Source organism: Nibrella viscosa, assembly GCF_039541875.1.
Taxonomy (GTDB): Bacteria; Bacteroidota; Bacteroidia; order Cytophagales; family Spirosomataceae; genus Nibrella; species Nibrella viscosa.
In genome coordinates, this window is sequence record NZ_BAABHB010000005.1 from 57,970 (window position 1) to 76,631 (window position 18,662).

Sequence of the window (18,662 nt, forward strand, 5' to 3'; positions counted from 1 at the left end):
TTATTTTTCTGCGTTTTTCTTAAAGGTGTTAGACCGTATATTCTCATACGAGTCAGCAATTTTCTCCCGACTTTCGTCCACAGTTTTAGTGGCTTTAGCCAGTAGGGCGCCCGGCTGTACACCTACCTCCTGCCAGTCGATAGGCTCACCTTCCCGAAGGTTATTTAACTGGTGGAGAATACGACTTACTTTGGTCCGTTTCTTTTTACCTGTTTGCTCTGCAAGACTTATTTGTGGCTCTGGCTCTTTAGCCGCCGGGCTAAGCATCTTCTGCGGGGGAACAAGCTGAACCACCAGCGTTTTTTCCTCAGCCGTGGGCGGTGCAGGGCTTACCTCCTGAGAAGGCACGGGAGTGACCTTAGCAATAACTACTGGTTCCGATTCGGTTGTACCTGACGTATTATCCGGTTGTGTTACCTCCTGTTTCCCTATTTCCACCGGCGCTTTTGGCAAATTTGGTGAAGCATGAGCTATATTCGCTGCCTTTTTATCCACTTTGGATTCTACAGAGGCAATAGCCGTTTCACCTGTATCTCGGCTTTCTGATTTTTGAGGTTTCTCTTTCGGCAGCGATTGTTCTGTTCGAAGTTGCGGTTTGGCCTCTCGGTTGGCAATTGCCGGCTTCTGTGCAGTATCTACATTAGTTTGCCAAACCCAGTAGCCGGCCAAGCCAATCAGCAGCAGGCAGGCTGCGGCTGAGGCATACCACCAGACAGCAACGGGGCGCATCTGCGTTCCCTGTCGCGCCTGAAGTCGTGCCCAGGCATCAGCGTTGGGTTTTAAGGATGCCTCTTCCAGTTTGCGGCCAAACAATTCATCTATGGGATGCTTTTGCATAATGGCTGTTGTTTACACGTATCTGTTCCTCTAGTTTCTTTAAATTTTGCTGGAGTAAGGCCCTTGCCCGGTGTAACTGGGACTTCGACGTACTTTCGGTTATGCCCAGCATCTCGGCTATCTCGGCATGGGTATATCCTTCAATGGCGTACAGGTTGAATACAGTTCGATAGCCATCGGGTAGCTGGCTAACCAGTCGCAGCAACTCCCCGGCGTTCAAAGCGTCATCGGCCCATTGGTAATCCGGCTCCTCGGCTACATCATCTATCGATATTTCCTGCCGCCAGGCTTTAGTCCGGCGCAGATACATCAGCGATTCGGTAACCATGATTCGCCGTATCCAGCCTTCCAGACTACCATCTTCCCGAAACTGCTGGATTTTCTCGAACACCCGCATGAAACCATCAATCATTACCTCCTCCGCATCAGCCCGGTTTGCCACGTAGCGGGTGCAAACGGCGAGCATCCGGGCTGCGTATTTTTCGTACACAACTTTCTGCGCCCGGCTTTCGCCCCGCTGAAGTGCCTTGACGAACTGACTTTCGGTTGTAAAGAATGGTAGAATTCGCATCATGCCTGCGTGCTAATCATCTACAAGATGATACAAGGTACTGCTGAGGTTGCACGGCTACCTAAAATTTTTGATAAATAATGAAGGTAACAAAAATAGGGGCCCTAAGGCCCCCTTCTATTTAACTTTTGTAAAGCTCCGATTCTACACACTTATGAGAGTGCCCGTTTCACCCTACTCATAACAGCAAGGCGCTGTTCGTGTTCTTTCCTGCTATTTCTGTACCATAAATAGGCAATGGCGGCCACCATCAGATAAGGTACGGCCAACAGATACAGAATACCTGTATTAAGGTTTGAGGCCACAACGCTACGACCGTTACTGACCGTACTCTCCACTGAGCCGCGACACATCGCGCACTGCGCCATCAGTTCCGGTGCTATTAACACTAATACGGCAACGGCTGCTACTAGTTTCCAACCCTTCATACCTGTTTTGATTAATGAGTGTAATACGGTGCAATCATCAGGTAAACAACTACGCCGGTGATGCTCACATACAACCAGATTGGGTACGCCCATTTCACCACCCGCCGGTGCTGTGCGTACTGCCCCGACAACGCATAATACAACGCCCGCAGTACAAACCAAACAACTACCACCGACAAGACAATGTGCGAAATCAGCAGGAAGTAATACACCGGCCGTATCCATCCTTCACCTCCGAAAGCTGTCGACTCGTTCGAGAGGTGGTAGAGTACATAACTAACCAGGAAAACCGACCCCAGTACAAAGGCCATAAGCATAGTTAGACGGTGGGCGGCAATGTTCTTTTGCCGAATAAAATACAATCCGGCCATTAACAGAATAGCAGTCAGTGAATTGATAATGCCGTTCAGATGGGGCAGGTAGGTAGTCCAGCTACCCAAATCAACCTTCTGACGGATACCTAACAGGACGGCTACCGCAACCGGAATGGCAACCGCCAAAATGTTGATAAGTTGATTTGCTTTTTTCTGTTTGCTAATTAAAACAGTTTCCATAGGTGGGTTACTGAGTTTTGTACATGTCCAGTAAAACGCGGATTTCAAGTATCAGCCGGTCTACATCTTCGGGATCTGTTCCGTCGTAAAACCCTCTGATATACCCTTCCTTGTCTACCAATACCAACTTCTCGCTATGGATAAAAGTTTCGTCGGGCTTACCATAACTAACTCCGTGATCGACAACGGGTAAAAAGTACCCTCGCTGCGCCATATTATAAATTTGCGCTTTGTCGCCTGTGAGGAAATACCACTTTCCCGGAATCGCTTCATACTTGCGGGCATAGGCCTGCAGCTTCTCCGGGCTATCGTGCTCCGGGTCTACCGAAAATGACAAAAAGACCAGATCCGGATTATCGCGAAAAATATCCTGAACACGGGTAAGCTGCGACGAAAGCTTTGGGCAAATGGTACCGCAACGGGTAAAGAAAAAATCGGCAACGTGAATCTTACCTTTGGTAACAGATTGATCAACCGCTTTGTCGTTTTGGTCTGTGAGCCGAAAGCCGGGGACTGTATGAAAGACAGTATCTATCACGTTTTCCCCTTTCAAATTAACTTGCTTCCGCATTAGCGGCTCGCCTGTTGTAGAATCAATACGGGGAATGTATTTGGGCAGAGTAAAGTGGTTACGCCCAAAAAGCTTCAAAAAAATAAACAGTAAAGCCGGGACCAGCAGTACAAGCAGCAGCGTCCCGGCTTTCCACGATTTAAACATAATTACCTAAGTCCAAAAATACTGCCGCCTTCGACCAGCAAGGCTACAAGGAGCCAAACAACAAACAAACAAGGCAACAAAATTGACCAAATTAAACTTTTAACCTCGTGCTTCAGGTGCATGAATTCACCCACAATGTAGAATGCCTTTACAATCGTCATCCCACAGAAGATTGCTATACGCAACGTTCCGGCAGGCATTGTAAACGCAATGAGGAACTCTAGTGCTGTGATTCCAGCCAGGATCCAGAACGTACGCCAGATAATAGCGGTTTGCGGTGGATTTACATCTGTTCCGCTATGATTGTCAAATTCAGGGTTATGATGACCAGCCATAAAATGTTATGCTTCTGAGCTTATACCAGATAAAAGAACGTAAAGACGAATACCCAAACCAGATCGACAAAGTGCCAGTACAGACCTACTTTTTCAACCATTTCATAGTGGCCCCGGCGATCATACAGGCCGGTAGCTGTACGGTAAAAAATCAGGATGTTCAGTACAACACCACTAAGAACGTGGGTGCCGTGGAAACCTGTAATAAAAAAGAACAGGTCGGCAAAGGCCGGCGGACCATACTGGTTTTCGATCAGATTAGCTCCAAAAATGGTGCGCTGTATCCACTCACCACTTACCAGTTCGCGAACAACTGTTCCCTTATCTGTACCGTGAATAAAGTGCGACCACTCCCAAGCCTGGCTACCCAAAAAGGTAAGACCACCCAGAATTGTCCACAGCATATATTTTTCTACATCCGCCCGATCCCGACGATGGCCGGCCTCAACCGCCAAAACCATAGTTACACTACTAAAGATAAGGATGAAGGTCATTAAGCCCACAAAAACGAGCGGCAATTCAACTCCATGGAAAAAAGGCACGGAATTGTACACTTTTTCAGGGATAGGCCAGTACAGGTTAGAAAACTGGAAGATTTCGCCGTGAATGGCCGGGTCCCAGGCCGGATAACTAAATCGGATTAAGCCATAGGTAACAAGCAGGGCCGAGAAGGTGAACGTATCCGAGATGAGAAAAAACCACATCATCAGCTTGCCGTAGCTGGCGTTCATCGGCTCAACACCGCCCATCCAGGTCTTTTTGTCGAATGTCGTTGTTGCGTCAGTCGTTGCAGTAGCCGCCATGCGTCAGAGTCTAATTATCAATGAAAGTAAACTAAGAAGAAAAATAAATACAACCACAGAATATCCAGAAAATGCCAATAAGCTGCACAAATCTCGATCTGCTCCAGGCTTTTGGCATGAACTTTTAGCCGAAACGTAGCCCTAAGGGCAAACAGCAGCACCAAAAGTCCCGTGATCAAGTGAAAGGCGTGAAGACCCGTAAATACATACATAAACGAGCCGGCCGGGTTACCCACAAAATACACATCCTGAGCAACCAGGCTTTTCCAACCTTCAAATTGCATCACCAAAAAGGCAATTCCGAATGCAAAAGTAACAGATATTGCTATTTTCAGGCTGGTAAAGTTATCTTTTTTTGCAGCCAGAAGTGCCCAATGCATAGTCAGACTACTAATGACCAAAACAACAGTGCTATAGCTGAATACAGCCGGTATGTCATACTCAAGCCAGTTACCCTCTGCCCGCCGGACCAGATAAGCACTGGTCATAGCGGCAAATAGCATAATGATGCTGACAATGAACAACCACAGGATAAACTTACGTGGATTCATTGAAAGCGTCTCTTCCGGCTCTTCCTGTACCCACTTCACGCTTTCTATTTCTTCTTTCATACGTTATATTTTGTCTAAAACGTAAGCTATTTGAACAACTGGCAAATAAATAAAGGAGCCGAACATTAATAGCCGCGCGGCTTTATCACTGCCGTTTTTTACCAATCTGTAATTCAGGTATAGGAAGAGTATGCCGAAAATGGTAGCTATCCAGGCTGCCGTAAGCCCCGTCAAACCTAATTGAGTGGGTAAAATACTCAGCGGTAGCAATACCATAGTAAACAGCATTACCAAGAGTGCAGTTTCGAATGATTTGGTACGATTCAACGGCAATAACCGGAATCCAGCTTTTTTATAATCATCATCCAGCACCCAGGCTATAGCCCAGAAGTGAGGGAACTGCCACACAAATTGAACCGCAAAAATAACCAATGCCTCCAGGTTAATTATTCCACTGGAAGCTACCCAGCCAATTAGGGGGGGTAGCGCTCCGGGAATGGCACCAACAAATACAGCAACAGGCCCTACCCGCTTCAGGGGTGTGTATACGTAGCCGTACAGGAAAAAAGAAAGAAACGAAAGAGCAGCCGCCAGCGGATTGTAAAATATAGTTTGAATGGTAAGCCCAAAAAACAATAAAGCCGCTATAAAAATCTGAGCATTTCGTTTACTTAACCGCCCTGATGGTAGTGGACGAGTGCCTGTTCGCTTCATCAGCTTATCCAACTCCACCTCCAGCACCTGATTCGTTGCATTGGCTGCTCCGGTAATCAGCAGTCCGCTAAGCGTAAATAGCAAAACCTTGCCAAAATCATATGGTTGTTTAGCAGCTAATAGGTACCCGATAGCCCCCGAAAAGCCGACAATGACTGAAAGCCGAAGCTTTAGCAGTTCAACATAAGCCTTTAACTGAGCTCTCCACCGTATCTGCGACGATTCAACTTGCTCCTCTACCATAATCATAACCTAAACCGCTTCTCCAGATTTTACCCCTGCATACCGTCTCGCAGGGAACAGGTACTCTTTATTCAGTAACAATAGAAGCACAAATTGGATTCCCAACGCCACTATTGCCAGGGTAAGATGCACCGGTTGTAAAAAGGTAGGTATAGCGAAGTACGCCATAATGGCCCCCGTGATGATTTCAACTCCGAGCAGAACAATTACCCAATTAGCCAGCAAAGCGATTACACCGGTATTAGTCTTCTGCGTCTTGAACTTGATTAACCAGTAGAGCTGGGCACCGAACACCAGGAGCGAGAATGACCGGTGAATATAAAAGCTCAGGCCCAGGTTCTCAACCCAAAGCTGTCGGGCCTGCTCACCAATTTGACCACCAATATGGTCAACGGCTTCACGAACCTGAGTTCCCAGTAATACCTGGGCCAACAACAGCAAAGTACTAATAGCCAGCCAGCGATTCAGGTTAGCCTTGTTTTGAATCGTAGCAATTTGAACATGCGCAGCATACGTTCTGGCGGTGACATACAGCAGCATACCAACGATGACAATGGCCAGCAGCATATGAAGTGTGATTATCCAGGGCGTAAGCACACTCGAAACCACCACAGCCCCAAGCCACCCCTGAACACCTACTAGTATAAAAGCCAGAAAGCTAAGAGCAGTTACCGGAAAATCGTGTTTACGATACCGTAAAGAAGCCAGAAAAGTAAGAAAGATAAAAAACCCAGTAAACACGCCAAGCAGGCGGTTCAGATACTCCGTCCAGGTTTTCACCACATTGAACGATGTGTTGGCGTATCCCCGATGGCTGTAAATCTCCTGATAATTAGGGGGTAATTGGGATACGTCGGTGGGCGGCACCCATTGGCCGAAGCATTTCGGCCAGTCCGGACAGCCCATTCCGGAACCGGTGCTTCTGACTATTCCTCCTACCAGAATCAGTAGGTAAATTACAACAACAGTCAGCAGCGCCAGTCTCCGGAACAGACGGTCACTTGTATTAGTGAGGTTGTTTGAATTGATCATTGAAGTTTTGGGCCTCAATCTCTTTCTCCAAAGCAATCAACTCGTTCTCATGCGGAAGGTTGGATTCAGGAGTCTGAGAGTACGGCACGTTCTGAGGAATAAAGTCCTCTTTGGCACCCGGCTTACTATAGTCATACGGCCAGCGGTATACCGCCGGAATCTCGCCCGGCCAGTTACCGTGACCCGGATTAATCGGCGCAGTCCACTCCAGCGTATTAGCTTTCCAGGGGTTCTGTGGTGACCGGCGGCCTCTGAACATGCTATAAATAAAATTGAACAGGAACAGGAACTGCGCGCTAAAGGTAATAATAGCCGCAATGGTCACAAAGCTGTTCAAGTCGCTAAAGACATTTTTCGTAAACTCATAGCTGGTAAATGCATAATACCGGCGGGGGAAACCTGCAATACCAATATAATGCATTGGGAAGAACACCATGTAGATACCAATAAACGTAAACCAGAAGTGAATATATCCCAGTTTCTCGTTCATCATCCGACCAAACATCTTCGGAAACCACTGGTATACACCAGCCAGCAGACCGAACGCCGACGACGCACCCATCACCAGGTGAAAGTGCGCCACTACAAAATAGGTATCGTGTAGTTGAATATCCAGCGCACTATTACCCAATATGATACCCGTTACACCACCTGAAATAAAGAACGATACCAAACCAATAGAGAACAGCATAGCCGGGGTGAACCGCAGATTACCTCTCCATAGGGTAGTGATGTAATTGAAGGCTTTTACTGCAGAAGGAACTGCAATAATTAGCGTCAGGAACATGAATATAGAGCCCAGGAATGGGTTCATACCCGTTACAAACATGTGGTGCGCCCACACAATAAACGCCAAAAACGCAATACCTAACATTGAGGCTATCATGGCACGATAGCCGAAGATTGGCTTACGTGAGTTAACCGCAATAATCTCTGAGGTAATACCCAGAGCCGGCAGCATCACAATATATACTTCCGGGTGACCCAGGAACCAAAAAAGGTGCTGGAACAGAATCGGGCTACCACCTACGTTTGGTAGCGCTTCGCCGTTGATAAAAATTTCTGACAGATAAAAGCTCGTTCCAAAGCTCCGGTCAAAAATTAACAACAAAGCGGCCGATAATAAAACCGGAAATGAAATTAAACCCAGAACAGCCGTCAGGAAAAACGCCCATATTGTAAGAGGAAGTTTGCTGAACGACATACCACGGGTTCTCAGGTTAATTACCGTAGTGATATAGTTGATACCACCCAACAACTGAGATACGATAAACAGAGCCATACTCACCAGCCATAGCGTCATACCCAGTTCTGAGCCTTTGTGGGCCTGCGGCAACGCACTCAACGGTGGGTACACTACCCAGCCACCGGCAGCCGGTCCTGATTCCAGGAATAGGGAAGCAAACATGATTACACTGGCTAAGAAGAAGAACCAGTATGAAAGCATATTCAGGAAGCCGGAAGCCATATCGCGGGCCCCCACCTGTAGGGGAATCAGGAAGTTACTAAAGGTACCACTCAAACCGGCAGTCAGAACAAAGAATACCATGATGGTGCCGTGCATTGTCACCAGAGCCAGGTAGAAATCAGGATCTAGATTACCGCTCTCATTCAGATAATGACCCAGGATAGGCCGAAGGAACTCAAGCTTAATTCCCGGAAAGCCAAGCTGAAGCCGGAATATAACGGAAAAGCTAATTCCAATTACGGCCCAGAATATTCCGGAAATCAGGTACTGCTTAGCAATTGTTTTGTGGTCTTCCGAGAAAATATACTTTCTCCAGAAACTCTGCGGCTCGTGATGTTCATGTTCTTCGACATGGACTGAGCTCGTCAGATTAGTCTCTACAGTTGCCATATTATGTTACGTTTATCAGTTCAGATTAATGTAAAGAGGCACTTGCGGCAGCCCCACCACCTTCTACCATTGTTGCGGCTGTTGTATTCTCAGCAGGAGCCGCTTCCGGCAAATATTTAGCTGCTTTTCCTTTCAGATTATCCGGTATACGGGATGCATACTCGGGGAATGTGGTCAGCAGAGGCTTCTGTTCTGAAACCCACTTATTGTAAGAATCTTCATCCTCAACAATTAACCGGATGCGCATAGAAAAGTGGCCCCGACCACAAACCTCAGTGCAGGCTATCTCATACGTAAAATCCTGGTTGTTAAGCAGATTCCGCATTTCATCCGTTGTTTTATCGGCAACGAACCAGAAGCGGGTCGGCATACCCGGAACCGCATCCATCTTCACCCGCATGTGGGGGATAAATACGCTGTGGAGTACATCACGAGCCCGAATTTTCAACAGAATGGGTTTGTTCACCGGAATGTGCAATTCTGTAGTCGATGTGAAATCATCGAAAGTAGCTGCATCTGAGAAGTCCAATCCTAACTCGTTGTTATTGTCAATCAACTTATAGTTAAAGGCCCCCAGCTTATTATCGTCGGCACCTGGATAGTGAATGATCCAGTTAAACTGCTTGCCCACTATTTCATACATCATTGAATCAGCCGGTGCTTCCGACATAATGTCGCGCCAGGCTCTCCAGCCGGTGAATACGAGCAACGCCATTACCACCGCCGGAATTACCGTCCAGATCAACTCCAATTTGTGGTTTTCCGGGTAGTAAGTAGCCCGCTTGCCTTCCCGGTACTGGTATTTCCAGGCGAAGTAGAAGAGCAATGCGTTTGTGATCACAAACGCAGCCGTGACAATGGCCATCGATAGCCAGAACAGACCATCTACCCGACGCCCGTGTGGTGAAGATGCTTCAGGCAAGAAATATTGCTGAGCATGTAGAAAAGACCAGACAATACCAATTATTCCTGTAACAAGGAACACAATGAACATAGCCCCGTTGATACGGTTGCTAAAGAGATCAACACGACTACCAGTGTCTTCCACAGCAGGAGTCGCTCCATTTACCCCTCTGAGTACTTTGGACAGTCTCGCAATGACGAGGATAGTCAGTACAAGAAAAACAAGTGATAATAAACCAACAATATAAACCATAATGCTACTTGATTAACAACCGGGATTAAATATCGTGGTGTACCGTTTCCTCCAGCATAGGGTGGTTTACCGGTACCAGATTCGCTTTAGTCAACTGGTTTGCTACCGACCAGATAAAGGCACAGGCAAAGAGCAGAATCATACCAAATTCCAGAGGGCCAAAACCACCGTGTTCACCTACTGTACCAGGCATGATATTGTTGTAAAAATCAAAGTAGTGACCAATGATTACGCCCCAGCAGGCAATCTTGAGGAAGATGTGCGTACGCTTTGCGTCTCTTGTCATTAGAACAAGGAATGGAAAGGCAAAGTTTAAGAAAACATTGATAAAAAATGGAATCTTATAGATGCCACCAAAGCCGCTAAACCGCTCCTCATAATAGATAATCTCTTCGGGCAGGTTGGCATAGTAAATCAGCATGAATTGGGCAAACCAGACATACGTCCAGAAGATACTGAATGCAAAAACAAACTTGCCCAAATCGTGCAGATGACTTGCGTTCACGGCTTGCAGGTAACCCCGCTCTTTCAGGGTAACAACCGTAAGGGTAATAACGGCCAGACCCGCTACATGCCAGCTTGCCAGTGTATACCAGCCAAACATCGTACTGAACCAGTGAGTATCAATTGACATCACAAAATCCCAGGCCGATGTTGATGACGTTACGGCAAATACCACCAGAAAAATGGTTCCGTACCGAATGCTTTTGTTATACTGATCCAAACCGCCCAGTTCATCTTCCTGTAATGACTGCTTACGCAGCATAAACCAGAGACCATACCACAGGGCAAAATACAGCACCATCCGTATCAGAAAAAATGGCGTATTCAGGTATCCTCGTTTACCATCAATAATTGGATCAAAAAGCTCATTGGCCGGATCATAGAGTTCTCCATGCGTCCAATGAAATAAGTCATGACCAGCAACCAAAAAGGTAATGAGCATAATAATACCCGTGAACGGCAAAAAAGCAGGCATTGCTTCAGGAATTCGCTTAAAGGCTACATGCCAGCCAGCTTGAGCCAGATAGGTATAGGAAAGAAAAAACATGCCTACAACCGCTAATCCGGTAAAATATACACTATTGAGCCAAATGTTAGCCCATAGACGAGTTGTCCAGTGGAACTCGTGTGGCCCACTTATTCCTCTTGCTGCTTCAGCAGCTTCAGGAGCTATTTCGTGCGTATCATGACCTCCAATACCGGAGGCCAGTAAAAACGCGCCTAAACCTATCAGAACTAAACCCGCTATGCCTCCGATGAGCAGACGGCGTTTGGTTTCCGAAGTAAACTCGTATTGTTCCTCTACGGATGGTGCTGCGTGAACCGATGCCATTAGTTAAGTTTATCAGTTATCTCAAATCTATATAGCAGAAATTACCCTCCCTGCTGAAGCTTATGAACATAATGAACGATTTTCCAGCGTTCCTCGGGTGTCATTTGGGAGCCATGCGGCCACATACGACCCTTACCGTGGGTGATGACATGATAGATATGACCATCATTCATGGTAGCGTAGTCGCCAACCGAATAGTTAGGTACACCTTTATATACCTGACCAACCAGACCATCCCCTTTACCGGCTTCACCATGACAATGCGTACAATACCGGCTGTACAGAATCTTTCCTTCTTCCAGTGTCTTATCGTTTAGCGGAATAGGGTTTCTCAGAACCTGTTCAGCAATGGCAATGCTGTCTTTAGGAATGTTATAGATCATCAGATCTCTCACTGCACTATCGCCTGTACCAAAAATGGTATGATAGTTGGGACGCGCTACCGTACCTCGGGCAGGTATGCGCATATTCAAACCGTTAGGATTAATCTTATTGGGTTCAAGCTGCTTGTAAGGCTCATACCCAACCGGATCATACATATTAGGAGCATATTCCATACCGGTATTGTCATGGCTACTCGTACAGGAAAGACCCATTACGGTAACCACGGCAAAGACCAAAGCAGGAATTGTATGTCTTATGCGAATCATTTGAAACCTGGTTTAAAACTGCTTAACGTTTACTTCTGCGGCCCCTGACTGTTTCAGGATATTCTCTATATCTCCTTCAGCCAGCTTGTTTTTGCTCAGGTCGATAGCCATAGCAAATTTGTTATCTGTTGTCCGGAGGTCGAACATCAGCGGCTTAACCGTTGGACCCAGGCCATTTGAGATGATGAACGTACCAACCATCCCTAAGGCACAAAGAAGAACCGTCAACTCAAAAATGATAGGAATGTAAACCGGGAACGAGTAAGGGTCTTTACCCCCTACTATCATTGGCCAGTCGAACCGTTCTGTATAAGCAGTAAGCAGGAGAGCGGTAATTGTACCTGAGAGGGCAAAAAGAAATGCTGCGATTCCCAACCGAGTGCGTGGGTGGCCAAGTACTACATCCAGCCCGTGGATTGGGAAAGGCGTATACACTTCGTGAATGCGTACTCCCGCTTCCTTAACCTTAACTACTGCTTTTAGGACTACATCGTCGTCATCATAGATGCCGACCAGAAATTTACCGTTACCGTTTGTGTAAGCCATAATGACTTTATATCAGCGTATTTATTTATTCGACATCTTTGTTGAACGTCGGGTTCGTAACTCGTTCGCCCTTTGCCACACCGGAAACCGACTTGGGCAGTCGCTCCGACGAAGATTTAATAATTGCTTTAACTTCGGCCATGTTTACTACCGGCAGGAACTTAGCGAACAGCAAAAACAAGGTAAAGAATAGACCAAAGGAGAAAATATAGTCACTAATATCAAACAGGGTCGGGTGGAACATTGCCCAGCTCGACGGCAGGTAATCTCGGTGCAGCGATGTTACGATGATTACAAAGCGCTCGAACCACATACCGATGTTTACGACCACCGACAGTACAAATGTCCAGACCACACTCCGACGGATCGACCGTACCCAGAACAACTGCGGAGAAATTACATTACAGGTCATCATGGCCCAGTATGCCCACCAATATGGACCAAAAGCCCGGTTAATAAAGGCATAGCTTTCAAACTCTACCCCTGAGTACCATGCCATAAAGAACTCCGTCAGGTAAGCGACACCCACAATTGAGCCAGTCAGAGTGATAACTTTATTCATCGACTCGATGTGCTCAACGGTAATGTAATCTTCCAGTCTGAAAACGACGCGAATAATAAGCATCAGGTTTTGCACCATGGCAAAACCGGAGAAGATAGCACCAGCAACGAAGTACGGGGGGAAGATGGTTGTGTGCCAGCCCGGAATAACCGAGGTAGCAAAGTCCATACTTACAATAGTGTGTACCGAAAGTACGAGTGGCGTAGATAAACCAGCCAGGATCAAGCTCATGTACTCGTAGCGAGCCCAGGTCTTGGCCGAACCATTCCAGCCAAGAGACAGCGCACCGTAGATGTACCGTGATACCCGGCTTCTGGCCCGGTCACGGATGGTGGCCAGATCAGGCACCAGACCCATATACCAAAACACCAGGGATACCGTAAAATAGGTACTGATGGCAAATACGTCCCAAACCAGTGGCGATTTAAAATTCACCCACAGCGAACCGAAGGTGTTCGGCAGTGGCAGTGCCCAATAAGCCATCCAGGGCCGTCCCATGTGCATCAGAATAAAGCTGGCGGCACAAATAACGGCGAAGATGGTCATAGCCTCCGCAGCGCGGTTAACGGCCGTCCGCCACTTCTGACGGAACAGCAACAGAATGGCTGAAATCAGTGTACCGGCGTGACCGATACCCACCCACCACACGAAGTTGGTAATGTCCCAGGCCCAACCTACTGTTTTGTTCAAGCCCCATACGCCGAGACCTTCCCACCAGGTATAGAATAAACAAGCCGTTCCGTACAGCAGTACAACAACAGATATGGTGAAAGCAATGGTCCACTCACGGGTAGGACGGCCTTCTACCTGTCTGCTTACATCCTCCGTAACATCAGCGTATGTCTTCCCTCCGGTGACCAGCGGAGTTCTTACGGGCGAACTTATATGCATAGTTTTACTTTATTAAGCTGTTTCGATTTAACCTTACGCATGCCTGTCCTCAGTCAACTCTTTTCTGAGTTCTTCATCCTTATTCCGGATTTTTCTGAGATAAGAGATTTGCGGTCTTGTGTTAATCTCTTTAAGTACGTGGAAAGCCCGCTCCTTTGCTTCGTATGCTAAAACTTTGGAAATCGTACTTTCCGGGTTGTTCATATCACCAAAAATGATGGCATTCGTTGGACAGGCCTGCGCACAGGCAGTCTGTATTTCATCCGGCAACGGCCGTCTCCGCTCTTTCTTGGCAGTAAGTTTACCCTCCTGAATACGCTGTACGCAGAATGAACACTTCTCAATAACCCCGCGTGAACGTACTGTCACATCCGGGTTAATCACCATTTTACCCAGATCGTTGTTATAGTGAAAATCAAACTTATCTTCGTCAAAATACTTAAACCAGTTAAACCGGCGCACTTTGTACGGACAGTTATTCGCACAGTAGCGAGTTCCCACACAACGGTTGTACGTCATCTGGTTCAGACCTTCTGTACTATGGGTAGTTGCCAATACCGGACAAACCGTCTCACAGGGAGCGTTTGAGCAGTGCTGGCAAAGCATCGGCTGGAAGATAACTTCCGGATTAGCCGAAGCAACTTCAAGCCCTTTCAGATCTTCAGGTTCAGCATCGCTGCTGTAGTACCGGTCAATCCGAATCCAGTGCATCTCCCGGCGGTTAATTACCTCCTGTCGACCCACAACCGGAATGTTATTCTCCGACTGACAGCCAATCACACAGGCATTACAACCAGTACAGGAGTTCAGGTCAATAACCATACCCCAGGAATGGTTCGGTTTACCATAACCATGCCACAAAGATAGATTGTCGGCAACGACAGGGCCTTCTGATGTTTCTACCTTAGGTACATAGCTACCAGCGGCTGGGTTCTTCTTGTAACTAGCCAGACGAGCTTCCTGCAGAACGGCCAAACGACCCATTACGGTGTCATGCGTCTGCGTTTGGGCAATTTCGTGACGGCCTCCTGCTTTCTCTACTTTGACGTTGGTAGCTGCAAAATTCAGGTAGCCATCTACAAAGCTTGCCAGCGGATATACATTCTGTCCTACGCCATTTGCGGCTTTTCCCGCTTTCTGACGACCATAACCGATAGCAACGGCAACCGTTCTATCCGGCTGACCTGGCTGAATCAGCACCGGCAGCTCAATAGTTGGCCGACCTTCAATCTGAATATTTACCAGATCAAACTGCTCAACACCAAGTTCACCGGCTGTTTTTTGCGACATGGCAGCGTAGTTATCCCAGCAGGCTTTTGATACCGGATCGGGTAACTCCTGAAGCCATGGATTATTCGCCTGACTACCCGTTCCTACGCTAACTGTCTCGTAGATCGCCAACTCCAAACTATTGGTCGGCTTGTACCGTTGAGCAATTGCAGAAGCGGCAGCGCCCAGGTTTCCGGCAAAAGTAGCCCCACCCCCTCCGGCAGAAGCGGCGCCCTTACCGGGCTCAAACACCCCGTTGTACAGCGCCTTAACCCAGAAATCATCAAACGAAGAATAACCCGTTGCCCGTGGATAAATGTTTGTGCGCCAATAATTTCTCAGATAATCCTGATAATCGTTGGGTAACCCGGCCCACGTTAGCAGACTTGACTGCATCTGACGGGTCTTAAAAATATATGTAATTGCCGGCTGCGTCAGGCTGTAGAATCCAGCTTTAGGTTCTGCATCATTCCAGCTCTCCAGGTAGTGAGGAGTAGGCGTGATGTATTTAGCTAAACTGGCAGTCTCATCGGCCCGATCAGCAAACGATACCGTTAATGGAATTCGAGGCATTGCTTCGGCCAGTTCGAGTCCCCGCGGATGGTCGTAAACCGGATTGGCGTTGAAGAACAAGGCTCCCTGAATCCGGCCGGCTTTTGTATCATTAATAAATGTGTTCATCTCCACATCATTACCCTGACGGTAATTAACGGGAGTGCTCAGGTCAATGGTAGTACCGTAGCTGCCCAGGAGGCTATTCAGGGCATTGACTACCACCTGAACGTTTGGATCATTGGAGCCACAAACAACCAGCGCCCGTCCGCGTGAAGCAGCCAGATCGGTAGCCGCCTTATCCAGATTAGGAACATCTATAGTTGCTGTGCTGACAGGGGATCCGCCCAGTTTTGCCGCTACTTTGTTGTAAAGAGCAGCAACCACCAACCCTTCCTGCGAGGGTTGGTAGGGAGTCCGGTAATCAGCATTTGCTCCGGTTGTCGTAAACGTAGGCTCAAACTGATAATGGCGAGACATATCCCGCTTATCAGGTCCCAGCTTACGTGTTCTGGCATACGGCATTGCATACTCCAGTGGATTAAGCCAGGTACCCAGAAAATCAGCGTTTATACCAACAATAATGTTGGCCCGGCTAAAGTCAAAAGAAGGAATGATTGCGCGGCCGAAAGACGTTTGATTAGCCTGCACAATGGCAAAGGCCGAGTTGGCATCATACATAATATGACGCGTAGTCGGGTAGCGGTTAATAAAGTCAGCGATAACAGCTTTGGTAGCCGGACTCAGAATTGTGTTACTAACTATACGAATAGCACCACCACGCGCAGCAATAGCCCCAAGCTGATTCACAATCTCCCGGTCGGCGGTAGCCCAATCGATGTCGGCATCACCGCGCTTAGGACCTCTGAGCTTGTCATTATCATACAACGAAAGTACCGATGCCTGAACCCGGGCAGTGGTTCCTCCAAACGTAACACCTGATTGGGGATTCCCTTCTATTTTGATTGGCCGGCCCTCACGCGTCTCTACCAGAACGCTGGCATAATCTCCACCGTCGTAATACGTAGACGCGTAATAGTCGGAAATAGAGGGAAACGTGTTCTCTGGTTTATTCAGATAAGGAATAGCCTTTCTGATGGGTGTTTCCCGACAGGCAGCCAGCGATACGGCCGCCATACCAAACCCTAAAGCTTTCAAGAAGTCACGGCGGTGGGTACCTGTACCGTCTACTATATTTTCGAGGTCATTCGTCGGTGCTAAAGGAAACTCCTGCTGAGCATTCTTGACAAAGGCTTCGTCATTACGAAGTTCCTCAAGCCCCCTCCAGTACCGTTTTTTTGTATGTTCCATACGTTCGATTAGACAAACAGAAACTCTCTATTTCAGTGGGTGATTAATAGTGACACTTAGAGCACTCCAGACCACCGATATTCGCCACTTTAAGTGGTGCCTTGCTTTGCTTTCGGTGAAGTGCAACCAGCTTATCGTAGTAAGCGTTGTCTTTTGTGTTTACCTCTGTGTTCCGGTGGCAGTCTATACACCAGCCCATTGTCAGCGACGAGCGCTGCTCAACAACTTCCATTTTTTCAATCTCGCCGTGGCAGGTCTGGCACTGCACATTGCCGACGTTGACGTGCTGTGCGTGGTTAAAATACGCCAGGTCCGGCAGGTTATGGACCCGCACCCACTCAATGGGCCGGTCCTGTTCAATGGCTGCGTAAATCTTCTGTATTTCTGGCGATTCTTTCTTAATTACGCCATGGCAGTTCATACAGATATTGGCGGAAGGAATCGTAGCGTTCTTTCCTTTATTTACACCAACGTGGCAATAATTACAGTCGATCTTGTACTGACCGGCGTGCAGTTTGTGCGAGTAAGCAATAGGCTGCTTGGGCGCATACCCCTGCTGAATACCTACGCTGTACAGTCCATCAATAGACTCTTTGGTTACCACAAAGATGAACAACCAGATGACGATAGACCGAACAGTCGAGTTATTGACCGTGTTAGCCAGCCCGGTTTTCAGTCGCTGAAGGAACGGCGTCGTTTCTGCACCGGCTGTTCCGACCACCGGCGCACTTATCGCCTTAGACAGCAGCGTTACGATCAGTAACAGTACACCTAATACCAGCAGCATGACAACCAGCAGCGCAACCAGCACGAAGGTAAACAGACTGGACGGTCCGGCACCAAAACCACCGGAGCCATTTTCTGCGGATGCACCACCACCACCTCGCTCCTGAGCCGCACCACCAACAGCAGCTTGCGCCGGTGCGGCATTAGCTTCTTCAATGTAAGCCAGGATGCCGTCAATGTCTGCATCCGTCAGGTTCGGGAAGCTGGACATTGGGATTTTGTTAAACTTATTGTAGACCTGGTTAGCATAAGGGTCTCCCGAGGCAATCACTGCCTGCGAGTTGCGAATCCAACGGTGCAACCAGTCTCTGCCAGGTGTCCGGGTCAGTACACCCTTCAAACCCGGACCCACCACCACTTCATCCGTTACGGCGTGGCATTGGGCACAGTTATTGTTAAAGAGGGTTTTACCAGCAGCTGCATCTCCCCCACCCGATGGAGCTGGCGTAGCTGCAGCGGGGCCTCCACCACCCGTTGCTACCGAGTCCTGCGCATTGACCTGACCGCTGCCGACCAGCATGGTCAGAGCCAGAGCCAACGCTCCGCATGACTTCGTTAAACGGCTCATATTGAACAAATTAGTGAGATTATTTACGTACATACCTACCTCTGATTTTCATTGGCACACAAAAGTAATGCAGGATTGCCTTTTATCAAAAATTGCGGTTTGATATTTTGGCATATAGATTTATTTATACTTTTTCTAACCAGTGGCGTCCTTCTAAAGCTAAGATTCTGACGCAATAACTTTTTGTGAAAGCTGATTTGTTTCAAAAAAAATTACCATTCAGCGCGACTTTGCAGGAAAGCACCGGCTGAATGGTAATCTTGTAAAAATGAAACTTTGATTAAATTATCCTGAGAGGTTCCGAGCGGATTCGAACCGCTGTAGAAGGTTTTGCAGACCTCTGCCTAGCCACTCGGCCACGGAACCTTATATGAAGCGTATCTCCTTCGTT

The 18,662-nt window shown here is 47.7% G+C and carries 18 protein-coding genes and 1 tRNA gene; all 19 read right to left on the minus strand.

What is annotated here, in order from left to right:
• Complete coding sequence (locus ABD931_RS14050; protein ID WP_345268122.1) at window positions 1-837, minus strand: hypothetical protein; 837 nt, start codon at window positions 835-837, stop codon at window positions 1-3.
• Complete coding sequence (locus ABD931_RS14055) at window positions 815-1,411, minus strand: RNA polymerase sigma factor (protein WP_345268124.1); 597 nt, start codon at window positions 1,409-1,411, stop codon at window positions 815-817. The genes ABD931_RS14050 and ABD931_RS14055 overlap by 23 nt, the downstream gene beginning before the upstream one ends.
• A 149-nt stretch (window positions 1,412-1,560) precedes the next feature.
• Window positions 1,561-1,836 carry a CAMCR motif-containing small membrane protein gene (locus ABD931_RS29440; RefSeq protein WP_502258373.1) on the minus strand — a complete coding sequence of 92 codons (276 nt, stop codon included), beginning with the start codon at window positions 1,834-1,836 and terminating at the stop codon, window positions 1,561-1,563.
• Window positions 1,837-1,847: 11 nt separating this feature from the next.
• Complete coding sequence (locus ABD931_RS14060; RefSeq protein ID WP_345268126.1) at window positions 1,848-2,390, minus strand: DUF420 domain-containing protein; 543 nt, start codon at window positions 2,388-2,390, stop codon at window positions 1,848-1,850.
• 7 nt (window positions 2,391-2,397) lie between these two features.
• Window positions 2,398-2,961 carry an SCO family protein gene (locus tag ABD931_RS14065; protein WP_345268128.1) on the minus strand — a complete coding sequence of 188 codons (564 nt, stop codon included), beginning with the start codon at window positions 2,959-2,961 and terminating at the stop codon, window positions 2,398-2,400.
• A 149-nt stretch (window positions 2,962-3,110) separates the two neighbouring features.
• Window positions 3,111-3,443: a cytochrome C oxidase subunit IV family protein gene (locus ABD931_RS14070; RefSeq protein ID WP_345268130.1), complete on the minus strand. Its 333-nt coding sequence runs from the start codon at window positions 3,441-3,443 to the stop codon at window positions 3,111-3,113.
• Window positions 3,444-3,463: 20 nt separating this feature from the next.
• Entirely contained in the window at window positions 3,464-4,246 is a 783-nt protein-coding gene (locus tag ABD931_RS14075) for a cytochrome c oxidase subunit 3 (protein ID WP_345268132.1), read from the minus strand.
• A 17-nt stretch (window positions 4,247-4,263) separates the two neighbouring features.
• Window positions 4,264-4,857 (minus strand): cytochrome c oxidase subunit 3, encoded by a 594-nt coding sequence (locus ABD931_RS14080; RefSeq protein WP_345268134.1) that lies wholly within the window; start codon window positions 4,855-4,857, stop codon window positions 4,264-4,266.
• 3 nt (window positions 4,858-4,860) lie between these two features.
• Entirely contained in the window at window positions 4,861-5,760 is a 900-nt protein-coding gene (gene cyoE / locus ABD931_RS14085; protein ID WP_345268136.1) for a heme o synthase, read from the minus strand.
• A gap of 3 nt (window positions 5,761-5,763) precedes the next feature.
• Window positions 5,764-6,786: a COX15/CtaA family protein gene (locus ABD931_RS14090; protein ID WP_345268138.1), complete on the minus strand. Its 1,023-nt coding sequence runs from the start codon at window positions 6,784-6,786 to the stop codon at window positions 5,764-5,766.
• Entirely contained in the window at window positions 6,761-8,644 is a 1,884-nt protein-coding gene (locus tag ABD931_RS14095; RefSeq protein ID WP_345268140.1) for a cytochrome c oxidase subunit I, read from the minus strand. Before ABD931_RS14095 ends, ABD931_RS14090 begins: the two co-directional genes overlap by 26 nt.
• Window positions 8,645-8,669: 25 nt before the next feature.
• Window positions 8,670-9,800, minus strand: coding sequence for a cytochrome c oxidase subunit II (locus ABD931_RS14100; RefSeq protein ID WP_345268142.1), 1,131 nt, complete (start codon window positions 9,798-9,800; stop codon window positions 8,670-8,672).
• 25 nt (window positions 9,801-9,825) lie between these two features.
• The gene (locus ABD931_RS14105) at window positions 9,826-11,136 is read right to left on the minus strand and encodes a quinol:cytochrome C oxidoreductase (RefSeq protein WP_345268144.1); all 1,311 of its coding nucleotides are present in this window, start codon (window positions 11,134-11,136) and stop codon (window positions 9,826-9,828) included.
• Window positions 11,137-11,177: 41 nt separating this feature from the next.
• Window positions 11,178-11,786, minus strand: a complete 609-nt coding sequence (locus ABD931_RS14110) for a c-type cytochrome (RefSeq protein WP_370469322.1) — start codon at window positions 11,784-11,786, stop codon at window positions 11,178-11,180.
• Window positions 11,787-11,798: 12 nt separating this feature from the next.
• A complete protein-coding gene (locus ABD931_RS14115; RefSeq protein WP_345268146.1) occupies window positions 11,799-12,332 on the minus strand; it encodes a DUF3341 domain-containing protein in 534 nt (177 codons plus the stop codon).
• Between the two features lie 25 nt (window positions 12,333-12,357).
• Window positions 12,358-13,785: an NrfD/PsrC family molybdoenzyme membrane anchor subunit gene (gene nrfD, locus ABD931_RS14120; RefSeq protein WP_345268148.1), complete on the minus strand. Its 1,428-nt coding sequence runs from the start codon at window positions 13,783-13,785 to the stop codon at window positions 12,358-12,360.
• Window positions 13,786-13,818: 33 nt separating this feature from the next.
• Window positions 13,819-16,917 carry a TAT-variant-translocated molybdopterin oxidoreductase gene (locus ABD931_RS14125; protein WP_345268150.1) on the minus strand — a complete coding sequence of 1,033 codons (3,099 nt, stop codon included), beginning with the start codon at window positions 16,915-16,917 and terminating at the stop codon, window positions 13,819-13,821.
• Between the two features lie 43 nt (window positions 16,918-16,960).
• Window positions 16,961-18,271 (minus strand): c-type cytochrome, encoded by a 1,311-nt coding sequence (locus tag ABD931_RS14130; protein ID WP_345268152.1) that lies wholly within the window; start codon window positions 18,269-18,271, stop codon window positions 16,961-16,963.
• Window positions 18,272-18,566: 295 nt separating this feature from the next.
• A tRNA-Cys gene (locus tag ABD931_RS14135) sits at window positions 18,567-18,637 on the minus strand.
• Window positions 18,638-18,662: the final 25 nt, after the last annotated feature.

Bases quoted from the DNA above. Each gene is read 5' to 3' on its own strand.
- ABD931_RS14050 (WP_345268122.1), bottom strand. From the start codon at position 837: ATGCAAAAGCATCCCATAGATGAATTGTTTGGCCGCAAACTGGAAGAG.
- ABD931_RS14055 (WP_345268124.1), bottom strand. From the start codon at position 1,411: ATGATGCGAATTCTACCATTCTTTACAACCGAAAGTCAGTTCGTCAAG.
- ABD931_RS29440 (WP_502258373.1), bottom strand. From the start codon at position 1,836: ATGAAGGGTTGGAAACTAGTAGCAGCCGTTGCCGTATTAGTGTTAATA.
- ABD931_RS14060 (WP_345268126.1), bottom strand. From the start codon at position 2,390: ATGGAAACTGTTTTAATTAGCAAACAGAAAAAAGCAAATCAACTTATC.
- ABD931_RS14065 (WP_345268128.1), bottom strand. From the start codon at position 2,961: ATGCGGAAGCAAGTTAATTTGAAAGGGGAAAACGTGATAGATACTGTC.
- ABD931_RS14070 (WP_345268130.1), bottom strand. From the start codon at position 3,443: ATGGCTGGTCATCATAACCCTGAATTTGACAATCATAGCGGAACAGAT.
- ABD931_RS14075 (WP_345268132.1), bottom strand. From the start codon at position 4,246: ATGGCGGCTACTGCAACGACTGACGCAACAACGACATTCGACAAAAAG.
- ABD931_RS14080 (WP_345268134.1), bottom strand. From the start codon at position 4,857: ATGAAAGAAGAAATAGAAAGCGTGAAGTGGGTACAGGAAGAGCCGGAA.
- cyoE (WP_345268136.1), bottom strand. From the start codon at position 5,760: ATGATTATGGTAGAGGAGCAAGTTGAATCGTCGCAGATACGGTGGAGA.
- ABD931_RS14090 (WP_345268138.1), bottom strand. From the start codon at position 6,786: ATGATCAATTCAAACAACCTCACTAATACAAGTGACCGTCTGTTCCGG.
- ABD931_RS14095 (WP_345268140.1), bottom strand. From the start codon at position 8,644: ATGGCAACTGTAGAGACTAATCTGACGAGCTCAGTCCATGTCGAAGAA.
- ABD931_RS14100 (WP_345268142.1), bottom strand. From the start codon at position 9,800: ATGGTTTATATTGTTGGTTTATTATCACTTGTTTTTCTTGTACTGACT.
- ABD931_RS14105 (WP_345268144.1), bottom strand. From the start codon at position 11,136: ATGGCATCGGTTCACGCAGCACCATCCGTAGAGGAACAATACGAGTTT.
- ABD931_RS14110 (WP_370469322.1), bottom strand. From the start codon at position 11,786: ATGATTCGCATAAGACATACAATTCCTGCTTTGGTCTTTGCCGTGGTT.
- ABD931_RS14115 (WP_345268146.1), bottom strand. From the start codon at position 12,332: ATGGCTTACACAAACGGTAACGGTAAATTTCTGGTCGGCATCTATGAT.
- nrfD (WP_345268148.1), bottom strand. From the start codon at position 13,785: ATGCATATAAGTTCGCCCGTAAGAACTCCGCTGGTCACCGGAGGGAAG.
- ABD931_RS14125 (WP_345268150.1), bottom strand. From the start codon at position 16,917: ATGGAACATACAAAAAAACGGTACTGGAGGGGGCTTGAGGAACTTCGT.
- ABD931_RS14130 (WP_345268152.1), bottom strand. From the start codon at position 18,271: ATGAGCCGTTTAACGAAGTCATGCGGAGCGTTGGCTCTGGCTCTGACC.